This is a genomic window from Luteibacter sp. P4_E6 (assembly GCF_056401535.1).
The window spans coordinates 1-11011 of sequence record NZ_JBFUJE010000103.1 but is presented as its reverse complement, the minus strand read 5'-3'; the positions used below and the strand labels follow the sequence as shown (position 1 = coordinate 11011).

Annotated in this window: 11 protein-coding genes; 4 read left to right on the top strand and 7 right to left on the bottom strand. The window is 66.2% G+C overall.

The annotated features are described in order from the left end of the window. Positions 1–424, top strand: a 424-nt coding sequence (locus AC1DT2_RS08810; protein WP_477295890.1) for a protein-L-isoaspartate O-methyltransferase family protein, incomplete at its 5' end; no start/stop codon positions are given. A 35-nt stretch (positions 425–459) separates the two neighbouring features. Then, a complete protein-coding gene (locus tag AC1DT2_RS08805; protein WP_063571983.1) occupies positions 460–1869 on the top strand; it encodes a TolC family outer membrane protein in 1410 nt (469 codons plus the stop codon). Positions 1870–2617: 748 nt separating this feature from the next. On the opposite strand, the gene waaA is transcribed toward AC1DT2_RS08805, so the two are convergent. Further along, the gene (gene waaA, locus AC1DT2_RS08800) at positions 2618–3859 is read right to left on the bottom strand and encodes a lipid IV(A) 3-deoxy-D-manno-octulosonic acid transferase (protein WP_477295891.1); all 1242 of its coding nucleotides are present in this window, start codon (positions 3857–3859) and stop codon (positions 2618–2620) included. 104 nt (positions 3860–3963) lie between these two features. Between waaA and lpxL the strand changes: the two genes are divergently transcribed. Both lpxL and AC1DT2_RS08790 read left to right on the top strand, forming a co-directional pair. Then, entirely contained in the window at positions 3964–4881 is a 918-nt protein-coding gene (lpxL, locus tag AC1DT2_RS08795) for an LpxL/LpxP family Kdo(2)-lipid IV(A) lauroyl/palmitoleoyl acyltransferase (protein ID WP_477295889.1), read from the top strand. Positions 4882–5002: 121 nt separating this feature from the next. Next, positions 5003–5914 carry a VirK/YbjX family protein gene (locus AC1DT2_RS08790; protein WP_477295888.1) on the top strand — a complete coding sequence of 304 codons (912 nt, stop codon included), beginning with the start codon at positions 5003–5005 and terminating at the stop codon, positions 5912–5914. Here AC1DT2_RS08790 and AC1DT2_RS08785 read toward each other — a convergent pair. The 6 genes from AC1DT2_RS08785 to AC1DT2_RS08760 all read right to left on the bottom strand — a co-directional run. Next, positions 5861–6655 carry a glycosyltransferase family 2 protein gene (locus AC1DT2_RS08785; RefSeq protein WP_477295887.1) on the bottom strand — a complete coding sequence of 265 codons (795 nt, stop codon included), beginning with the start codon at positions 6653–6655 and terminating at the stop codon, positions 5861–5863. The two genes, AC1DT2_RS08790 and AC1DT2_RS08785, sit on opposite strands and share 54 nt — an antisense overlap. Continuing rightward, complete coding sequence (locus AC1DT2_RS08780) at positions 6645–7922, bottom strand: O-antigen ligase family protein (RefSeq protein WP_477295886.1); 1278 nt, start codon at positions 7920–7922, stop codon at positions 6645–6647. Before AC1DT2_RS08780 ends, AC1DT2_RS08785 begins: the two co-directional genes overlap by 11 nt. Then, on the bottom strand, positions 7919–9058 hold the full coding sequence (locus tag AC1DT2_RS08775) for a glycosyltransferase (protein WP_477295885.1): 1140 nt from the start codon (positions 9056–9058) through the stop codon (positions 7919–7921). The genes AC1DT2_RS08780 and AC1DT2_RS08775 overlap by 4 nt, the downstream gene beginning before the upstream one ends. Before the next feature lie 61 nt (positions 9059–9119). Further along, on the bottom strand, positions 9120–9326 hold the full coding sequence (locus AC1DT2_RS08770) for a zinc-finger domain-containing protein (protein WP_046979305.1): 207 nt from the start codon (positions 9324–9326) through the stop codon (positions 9120–9122). Positions 9327–10072: 746 nt separating this feature from the next. Next, a complete protein-coding gene (locus AC1DT2_RS08765) occupies positions 10073–10666 on the bottom strand; it encodes a YceI family protein (RefSeq protein WP_213949385.1) in 594 nt (197 codons plus the stop codon). Between the two features lie 71 nt (positions 10667–10737). Continuing rightward, positions 10738–11011, bottom strand: a 274-nt coding sequence (locus AC1DT2_RS08760; protein WP_477295884.1) for a nitroreductase family protein, incomplete at its 5' end; no start/stop codon positions are given.

Sequence of the window (11011 nt, the reverse complement as noted above, 5' to 3'; positions counted from 1 at the left end):
GACCGACGCCGTGCTCGAAATCGGCACCGGCTCGGGCTTTCTTACCGCCTGCCTCGCCCGCCTCTCYGCCCACGTGACCAGCATCGACATGCACGCCGACTTCGTCGAGGCCGCTCGCCAGCGCCTCACCGCGACCGGGGTGACCAACGTCTCGCTGGAGACCGCCGAGGCCGTCAACGGCTACAACCCGACCGGTGTTTTCGATGCCGTCGTCATTACCGGTGCCGTGCACACGGTTCCCGAAAAGTTCGTGCGCTGGCTCAAGCCGGGTGGGCGCATGTTCGTCGTACGCGGCGATTCCCCCGCGCAGACGGCAGTGCTCCTCACCCACGAGGGTGAAGGTCGCTTCCGCGAGGAATCGCTGTTTGAAACGGACCTTCCCTACCTGGCGCACGCTGCGCCGGTGAAGCGCTTCGTGCTCTGACCCACAAGATTACCCATCACCCACGAGGCGAAATCATGCGCTTGAAGCTGCTCACCGTCGCGCTTGCATTGGCCGCGACGCCGTTCGCGAGCCATGCTGAAGACCTGCTCGACGCCTACCGCCAGGCGCGTGCAAACGATCCGGTGCTGTCGCAGGCCGATTCCACCCGTCTCGCCACCGGCGAAGGCGTGGATCAGGCACGCGCGTTGCTGCTGCCTCAGGTCAACGGCTCGGTCGGTATTACCCAGTCCAACCCGGCAGGCCCCTCGCGTTCGGTGCTGACCGACGCCGCTGGTAACCCGCTCCTCGACGGCAACGGCAATCCGCTGCTGAGCAGCGACATCGGCCACACCCGCGAGCGTACGCTGAGCGCGACGGTGACCCAGAGCGTGCTGAATTTCAGCCAGATCGCCGACCTGCAGGCGGCGCATTCGTCCGCCAACTCGCAGAACGCGACGTACGAAGCCGCCCTCCAGCAGCTGGCGACGCGCGTGGCCACGGCCTACTTCCAGGTCCTGACCAACGACGACGCCCTGACCTTCGCCAAGGCCAACGAGCAGGCCCTCGCCCGCCAGCTGGAACAGGCGCAGCAGCGTTTCGACGTCGGCCTGTCCGCCATCACGGACGTGCAGGACGCCAAGGCCCAGCACGACACCTCGGTCGCCTCCGTCATCACGGCTGAGAACACCCTGGCCGACTCGCGCGAAGCCCTCACCCAGATCACCGGCAAGCCGGCGGACAACCTGAAGAAGCTGCGTGAGCAGCTGCCAATGGATCCCCCGACCCCGAACGATCCGAAGGCCTGGGTGGCCGAAGCGGTCAAGAGCAGCCCGAGCATTCTCGCCGCTCAGTACAGCGTCGAGTCGAGCGAGCACAGCATCTCCTCCGCCCGCGCCGGCCATCTGCCGACGATCGACGCGTCGCTGGGTTACAACAAGAGCACGGCCTGGACGCAGAACGGCGGCGCCGGTTCCGCGGCCACCTCCGGCACCCTCGGCTCGTCCGGCAGCAACGGCCGTGGCGCGACCTCGGTCGGCCTGACGCTGAACGTGCCGATCTTCTCCGGTGGGCTCACGCAGTCGCGCGTGCGCCAGTCGATCTACCAGCGCGATGCCGCCCAGGACTCCCTGGAATCGGTGCGTCGCCAGGTGGTGCGTGACACGCTCAACTTCTACCGCTCGGTCGTCGCCGGCATCAGCAAGGTCGAAGCGACCAAGGCCGCCGTCGAGTCGTCGGAGAGTGCACGTGACGCGACGCAGGCCGGCTTCGAAGTCGGCACCCGCACCATCGTCGACGTGCTGATCGCCCAGCAGAACCTCACCTCGTCGCTCAGCGACTACTCGCAGGCCCGCCATCAGTTCATCCTCGACAAGCTCCTGCTGAAGCAGACGGCTGGCACGGTGGACATCAAGGACCTCGAAGCAGTGAACTCGCTGCTGCAGTAACGGCCGCGTTCCACTGCACGATGAAAAGGGCGGGCCTTCGGGTCCGCTTTTTTTTGTGCGGATAGCCGCTGCGCGGCTGGTGTGTTGAGCGGCGGTCGCCGCCTCACGCTCGTGGTTTCCTGGGAGTCGCGGTCGGATTGGCCCTTGGGGCCGCGGCGCGGCTCTTCGAGACGGGCCGTAGGTGGCGCGATCGCTTGCACGGAAACTGGGCGGCCCTCAGCTTAGGCGGCCCCAAGGGCCAACCCGACCGCGACACCGGACGTAGACGTTGCGTGTGGCACGAGCATCACGCCGCTTCGCCGCCGTGCGTCGCACGACTGCCTCAACGCACCAACGCGCCAACGCGCCTTCGTAGGAGCCGCTTCAGCGGCGAACCCTCAGGCTATCGGGTTTGCGAACAAGGCCTTGTGGTGATCGGGCGAGCGGTTGAGCCGCCTCCACGATGCGATGCAATGCCTCATTCGCAACGACGACCTCTGAGGCTTCGCCGATGAATCGGCTCCTACAACAGCAACAACACATGCTTGCTGGCGGTGYGCTYGACCCCACGCARCCTCRRCSTTCGSTGCCGCGAGGGGCAAGGYCCTTGGGGACGCTTAAGCTGAGGGCGGCCCCGACTACCTTACARAGCGAGAGACCAGCTACCGCCCGTCTCGAAGAGCCGCGCCGCGGCCCCAAGGGCCTTGCCCCTCGCGGCTCCCAACGCACCCRCAAGCGTGAGGCGGCGCAAGCCGCTGGTTACATGTTCCTATTCCTGCAACAGCCGGTCGACGAGTTTCATCACCTTGCCGACGGAGCCGCGTTCGCTGTCGAAGACGTGGCGGGCGGCGGTGCCCATGGCCTGGCGGCGGTCATGGTCGCGCAGGAGGGAGAGGACCTGCTCGCCGAGTTTGTCGGCGCTGGCGACGCGCTGGCCGCCGGACTCGTCCAGCAGGGCCTGGGTGATCTCTTCGAAGTTGAAGGTATAGGGACCCACCAGCACCGGCTTCGACAAGGCAGCGGGCTCGAGCACGTTGTGGCCGCCGATGGGTACCAGGCTGCCGCCGACGAAGGCGACGTCGCAGGCCGCGAAGAATCGCAGCAACTCGCCCATCGAATCGATCACGAAGCACTGGGTGCCGTGGCCCGGCACGCCGTCGGCGCTGCGCGTGCCTACCTGGAAGCCGAGGCTGCGCACCGAGGACTCCACCGCCTTGAAACGCTCGGGATGGCGCGGCGCGATCAGCAACAGCGCATCCGGCAGGCGTCGCATCACGTCGAGGTGCGCCTCGAGCACGCTCATCTCCTCGCCCTCGTGGGTGCTTGCCGCGATCCAGACCGGACGACCGGTGCCCCAGGCTTCGCGCATGGCCTTGCCAGCCACCAGCGCGTCGTCGGGTACCGGCATGTCGAACTTGAGGTTGCCGCAGACCGTGAGCTGGCTCGGCTCGGCACCGAGCAGACGGTAGCGCGCGGCATCCGTGCGCGACTGGGCGGCGATGTGGCTGACACAACGGAGCGCACCTTTCACCAGCGAGCTCATGCGTGAGTACCCGCGCAACGAACGCTCGGAGAGACGTGCGTTGGCGATCAGCAGGGGGATGCCATGGCGACGGCAGGCGAAGTAGAGGTTCGGCCAGATCTCGGTCTCGACGATCACGGCCAGCCGCGGGCGCGTGTTGCGCAGGAAGCTGCGCACCGCAAACGGCAGGTCGTACGGCAGGTAGACGCTGTGGACACGATCGCCGAACAACTGGCGGACGCGCTCCGAGCCCGTCGGCGTCACTGTGGTCACGAGCATGGGCGCGTGCGGATAGGCCTCCATCAACGCCTTGACCAGCGGTTCGGCCGCATTGACCTCGCCGACCGATACCGCATGCACCCACAGGCAACCATGCAGGCGAGGCAGCGGGAAGCGGCCGAAGCGCTCGCGCCAGCGCACGTGATAGTCGCCGTAGCGCATGCCACGCGCCATCAGGCGAAGCATCACCAGTGGCGTGAAAAGGTACATGGCGCAGTTGTAGATCAGACGCAGCAGCACGGGGTTCCCTGGACTTCCCGGTGACCGGCCAGTATAGCCGCCCCCATTCGCTACAATGGCCGGACATGCCTGGAATGCCCCGCCCCTCCTTTACCCTCCGCCTGCTAGCGCCCCGCCACTGGGCCGCGTGGGTCGGCGTCGGCTTCATCTGGCTCATCGCGCACCTGCCCTTCCGCACGCTGATGCGCCTCGGACGCGCGGCCGGACGCCTTGCGCTCCACCTGAATCGGGAACGGCGGCGCATCGCCGCAACCAATATCGCGCTGTGCTTCCCCGAGTTGGGCGAGACCGCCCAGAAAGCGCTGCTGCGGGCCAATCTCTGCGACGTTGGCATGATGCTGGCCGAATTCGCGCTCGGCTGGATGGGCTCCGACCGCGCCATCGCGAACGTACCGGTCACCGTCGAAGGCCTCGAGCACCTCGAGGCCGCGCGTGCCGCCGGCCGCGGCGTCCTGCTCGTCGGCGGCCACTTCTCGCACCTCGAACTGAGCGCCCGCCTGGTCTCCTCGCGCATTCGCATCGCCGGCATGTACCGGCGGATGGACTCGGAGGTTTTCGAGTTCGCGGTGCTGCGCTCGCGCCTGCACTACGCCGACGCGATGTTCGACAAAGACGATATTCGTGGGACCGTGCGATATCTGAAGAAGGGCGGCACGCTGTGGTACGCACCCGACCAGGACATGCGCAGCAAGGACAACGTCTTCGTTCCGTTCTTCGGTGTCCGGGCCGCGACGATCACCGCGACGCATCACCTGGCCCGGTTGTCGGGTGCGCTTGTCATCCCTTTTTACCACCGCCGCCTGCCGGGCGATGCCGGCTACGCCATGCGCCTCGGTGCTCCGCTTGCGGATTTTCCCAGTGACGACGCGGAACACGACACCGCACGGGTGAACGTGCAGATCGAAAGCATGGCGCGTGAAGCACCTGAGCAATACCTCTGGGTACACAAGCGGTTCAAGACGCGCCCACCCGGCGAGCCGAAGATCTACTGATCCGGCTCGACCGCCGTTAATTACGCGCCTAAGCAGCTACTTCCCGTCAGCGACGACGAAAGCTACGCGAAAAAATACGAGCGTAGAAACGATTCGTCTACTCCCTGGACGGACCTTCCCCATGCAGTCGCTCCTCCGTTTCGCGCGCTCGCTGCGCGGCCGGGCCGAATGGCATAGCTCACGTTCACGTGGATTCAATGCCGCGATGACGTACATCGCGCGCGCGCTGCTTCACTGGCGTCGACACAGCGCGTGGCTAGCGTTCCTCGAATCGCCGGCCATGGCCGGCGTGACAGCGATCGACCGCACGCTGATCGAGCGTTACCAGCACCGCTACATGAACCGTCACTGGTCGATGATGCAGCGACTGGCGGCCACGCAGCAACATTACGCCTTCGCCGTGCGCCGTTTCCCCACCCCGTTGTTCAAACAGTTGTACTTACAGCGGGAAGTCGGCGTCGGGCGCCTCGTCCTGCGCGATGGCAGCGGACTGTCACTGGTGCTGAAGGCACCCACGCTCCGGGGCCGCGAGGGCGAATTGAGCCTTTCGCTCACCGACGACTGGGGGCTGCAGATCTCGTACGCGACCCTTTCGTTCGTGGACGACGGCCGTACGGTGATCATCGGTTGCCTGCAAGGTGCCGCGAACAATGCGGGACTCGATGCGATTCGCGAACTCACCCGGCAGTCGCATGGACTGCGTCCGAAGAATCTCCTGCTGTCGATGGTCCGTTCGCTGTCCGAGGCGATGGGCGCGCAACGCATACGCGGTATCAGCAACGAGGCCCATCCGTTCGCGAGCAGGAAAAAGATCAAGGCCGACTACGACGGGTTCTGGCAGGAGAACGACGGTGTCGCCGATGAAGAAGGCTTCTACGCGATGCCCGTGCATGAGCCGGTCCGTTCGGAGTTGACGGTGGAGAGCAAACGGCGCAGCGAATTTCGCCGTCGCGAAGCCTTGCGTCGGCAGGCGTGCGACTTACTCGTCGACGCCTTTTGCGTTCCGGGAATCACGGTCCACCAGGCGGCCTGAGACGCGGCGTTCGTAGAGCTTCGCGTACTTGAGGAACGCGTAGAACGCGTGCACGCGCGCGGCGACGAAGCCCGCCCAGCCGCCACGCCAGTGTCCGCGCCACAGGTAGTAGCGCAGGAAAGCAACCGTCGGATAGACAACCATGCGTGCACGCAGGTGGCGCGGCGTGCGCGTGCGCCGGTCGCGCACCTGCAACGACGAGTAGCGATTGGCCTTGTCCACGCGACCTTCGATATCGCGTTCGCCGTAGTGGTCGATCACGGCGTCGAGGCGGCGTACCGGCCCGTCGACGACGATGCTCTCGTGCACTTCGTGGCCGCTCATCCGGGCACGGGTGCGATCGAACAGACGGACATAGTGATTCAGCCGCGCATGGTCGGACTGCCAGCGCCAGAACACCCACTCCCGGCGGAGCAGCTCGAAGCCGGCGACATCGGGCGAATCCAGGGCCGCGCGTACGCGATCCGCCGCGGCGACYGGCAGGGCTTCGTCCGAATCCAGCAGGAGCACCCAGCGATGGATCGCGAGGTCGATGGCCGCCTGCTTCTGGGCGCTGTAACCGGCGAAGGGCTGCACTTCGACGCGTGCTCCCAGCYGTGCGGCAATGTCGCGCGTGGCATCGGTCGAGCCGGAATCCAGCACGAGGATGTCATCGGCGAAGTGAACGGAGGCCACGCAGGCCTCGATGGTGTCCGCGTTGTTGAATGTGGTGACGACGACCGATAGCGGCTCACGCGCCATCGCGCGGTTCCAGGTCAGGCAGGTCCGCAAACAGCGCGGCGCACCAGACCGACACGAGCCAGGCGGCAAGGAGGCCCCACCAGGCCGAGTAGAAGGCCATGTGCGTGTTCAGCGGAAAGAGGATGACGACCAGTGCCAGCGTGGCGGGGAAAGCCCGGTAGCGCGCGACGGTTCCGGCGCGCCACCAGGTGCGTACGGCCAGGACCACCGCTGCCAGCCACGCGAGCAGTCCGATGACGCCGGTCTCGGTCGCCACTTCCAGCACGAGCTGGTGCGCGTGGCAGGCACCTTCGCCCTCTGCGCATTTCTCGATCGTCAGGAAGTGGTCACCCGGTGTCGCCAGCGCGGGATAGGCATAGCGGAACCCACGGACACCGACACCGTTCACCGGATGCGCGGCGAACATCCGCAGCGACGTGGTCCAGATATCCAGCCTTCCGGTCAGCGCGTTGTCGACGCCGGCGCTGGTGCCCGACAAGGCGGGCAAGGTGTGCGCCACGCGGTCGCGAAAACGCGGTGACACCTGCCATGCAAGCAACACGACCACGGCCAGCGAAATAGCGGCTGCCGCGCACGCCACGGCGAATCGGCGCGGCGTCTTTGCCTCGTTCCAGAGAAAACCCAGCGCGACGAGTCCGTAGCAAAGCCACGACGCACGTGAGCCGGAAAGCAGGACAGGACCGAGGGCCAGCAGGAAGGCGATGACCAGGCCGCGACGTCCCCAGCGCTCACGGGCGCCCCACAGGAGGAAGGGTGCCAGGGCGGAAAGCGCCGGACCAAGCTTCAGGTTGTCTGCGCCGAAGATGCCCGAGAGGCGTTCAGCATTCGACGCGCCAGCGAGACCGTAGCCGGTGATGGCCTGTACCCAGGCATCGGCCACCCAGATCGCGACCACCACGGCGGTGGCCAGATAGAGGGCCCGCACCTTGCCCGGCCGACGTATCGCGAAGCAGGTGTACACACCCAGCGGTGCGAAACGGAGGATGCCAGCCAGCGTAAGCCAGCTCTTGCCCGGTGCCACGGCATCGATGACCGAGACAAGGGCGGCGCCTGCATAAGCCGCGAACAGCCACAGGAAGAGCTTCGCGCCGGGGTGATGGCGTATGGCCTGCGGCTCGCGAACCAGCAGCAGGATGCTGCCGACCAGGCAAAGGAACACGCCCAGCTCAGCGCTGCGGCCGAAGGGCAGCAAGGCTGGCACGAGCCAGATCGGCAACAGCGGCGAGGCCAGACCCGCCTTGATCGAACGGGCGATGGTGCCGCTCACGCGGTCGGCTCGCCCTGAAGCAGGCCGGCGTAGAGCGCGAGCGTGGCTTCCTGCATGTCGACCAGGCGGTAACTGCGCGGCGGCGGAATGGGTGGCGCGAAACGCAGCAGTTCAGCAGCACGCTCGACCAGCTTTTCGCGATCGCCCAGCGGTACGCGACCGGCCGGGTAGAGCTCGGCCAACAGTTCGCCGACGCCGCCATGGGCGTAGCCCATGACCGGACGGCACAACGCCAGGGCCTCGACCACCGTCCGCCCGAACGACTCGGGGCGAACGGACAGCTGCAGGACGAGGGCCGACATGGCGAATATGTCGCGAACATCGTCCCGGGCCGGGGAGATCACCACCTTGTCGTCCAGGCCGCGGGCATGGATGAGCTGACGCAGCTCGGCCACGTAGGCCTCGCGACCGGGCTCATCGGCACCGAGCAGGAGCAGGCGCGCGTCGATGGCCCGATGAATGAGATCGGCGAGCAGCTCGATCGCATCCGCATGGCCTTTCAGACGCGTACCACGGCCCGGGAGGGTCAGCAGCGGGGCGCCGGCCAGTTGCGGGTGTTCCTCGAAGAAGGCGCGCTGCCAGGTCTCGTCGGGCCGGTATCCGTAAGGGAAAGCGTCGGTATCGATGCCGCGAGGGATAACGGCCACCCGCGCCGTGTCGATGTCGTCGGGGTAATGACGCAGCACGTAGTCACGCAGGGTCTGCGAGACGACGATGACACGGTCGCCCCGGAGCAGGATGGCGCTATAGCGACCCGGCGAATTCAGTCCATGCACCGTCGTGACGAAATGGGGGCGGGGCTTGACGCCACGCATGGCCCACCAGCCGATCCACGCGGGCAAGCGTGACCGGGCATGGACGATGTCGGGCTTCACCTCGCGCAGGATGCGGCGAAGCTTGCCGACAGTGAACAGCGTGCGGAGCGATTTGTGACCGATCGGCACGGTGAAATGCTCGCTCCCCTCGGCCTCGAGCTGGGCGACGAGGCGCCCGCCCGCGGAGACCACGACCGAGCGGTGTCCCGCAGCGACCAGCGCCCTGGCAATTTCCAGGGTCGAACGCTCGGCACCACCCGAGTGAAGGGTGGGGATGAGCTGTACGACGGTCATCGTCCGATCTGGGAAGACGGTGGCCATGGGCGGTCCGAGAGGAAGGAGTGTCACGGGCAATGCAGGAAGCATGCCCGCGCGGGGCCGTTCAGTCTTTCAATACGTAATTGGCGCCGCAATACGGGCACTTGGAAGTGCCGCCGTCGTCCACGATGGGCAGGTAGACCTTGGGATGCGAGTTCCACAGGTACATGCCCGGCATGGGGCAGGATAGCGGAAGGTCCGCCTTGGTCACTTCATAACGGTTCTCGGCGTTGGCCGGAATCAGCTTGGCGGCCGCAGGATTGGCATGCATTGGGGAAACTCCGGACAAGGCCGTGGAACTGGGGTCTGCGATGGTAGCAAAAAAGGAATTGGCTCTCGGTGGAATTGCGGTTTTCGGGCTTCCTCCGGGTTCACCCGCTTGAGTGCCTGCCGCGGCGGGCCCAGACGTTGCTGCGCAGAGCCTTCGGTGCCTGGACGTCGCGGCGCAGAGCCTTCGGTTCGCGTGGGTCGAGCCGAAGCGCTCGGCGGCATCGACCGTCGTGTTTATTCGGAGTCCTTTCGCCATGCTTGCCGCTGTCGCCATGCACTCCGACACAGGCGCGACGAAGACGTTCGGCAACCGGGTGCCAGCGACGGCTTACGCACCGCCCTGGTGCTCCGGAAACGGCCGGGCCGACGACGGCCCCACGCCAACGGCTCTCCTTCCAGCTGACCGTATCGTCGTGAGAGACCTTGGCGTCCACCCTCGAGGCGAGTTCCGCACAAGTGGAGCGGCCGTAGGCCAAATAAGTACATGGGCCGCGTCAGCGGCCTTCCTTCTCGAACGCGGAGGACTTGTCTGAGCAGCGAGGGTGGACGCCAAGGTCTCCCCGCGAGACGCTCAAGTGTAGAAAGCGACGGCGAAGCCGAGCCTGCGAGGCCGAAGGCGAGCCCTCTGCGCGATGCGAAAGCATGTGCGGCCTGGAAGCCGGGCGCCCGGGCCTTGGTGTCCACGGTGAACAAAAAAAACCCGCGCCGTTACCGACGCGGGTCTGGAAGCGAAGCCGAGGGGCTTGCTTACTTCTTGTCAGCAGCCGAGGCGTCGTGCGCTTCGGTGGTGATGCGGATCTTGATCTCGTCGGAGACGTTCGGCACGTAAGCGCCGACGCCGAAATCCGAACGCTTGATCGTGGCCGTGGCGTCGAAGCCGGCGGTCTGGACCTTCATCATCGGGTGCGGGCCGACCTTGTTCACGGTGACGTCGAGGGTGACCGGCTTGGTCACGCCGTGCACGGTGAGGTCGCCGACGACCTTCAGCTTGTCCTTGCCGGCCGAGGTGACCTTGGTGCTCTTGAAGGTGACGGTCGGGTAGGTGGCGGCGTCGAGGAAGTCCTTCGACTTCAGGTGCTCATCGAGCTTCGGCACGAAGGTGTCGAGGCCGGCGAGCGGCAGGGTCGCTTCGACGGTGGACTTGGTCGGGGCGGCTTCGTCATAGACGAGCGTGCCGTCGACCTGGCCGAGGTTGGCGGTCGGGTTGGAGAAGCCGAAGTGGTTCCAGCTGAACAGGACCATGGTGTGGCCCGGATCCAGCTTGTAGGTGACCGGAGCAGCAGCGGCGGTGCCGGCGGTGGCGAGCAGGCCCGCGAGGGCGACGTAACGGAGTGCGCGCATGGTGAATCTCCTGCAGTGGGATGGGTACTGCTGATGGCAGCGGGACCGGATGGTCACCGCGGGAATTGAGGTCAGGCTATCTGTGCCGCTTCGCCGAAGGAAAGACGCGGCAGGCGGTCGAAAAGATTCTTGTCCGGATCGCCGTAGCCGATGTTGATCAGGAAGTTCGACTTGATCTGGGTGCCGGCGAAGAACTCGGCATCCACGCCGGCCTGGTCGAAGCCGGACATCGGGCCACAATCGAGGCCGAGCGCGCGGGCCGCCATGATCAGGTAAGCACCCTGCAGCGAACCGTTGCGGGTACCCGAGGTCTGGACCATCTGCTCGTTGCCGACGAACCAGCTG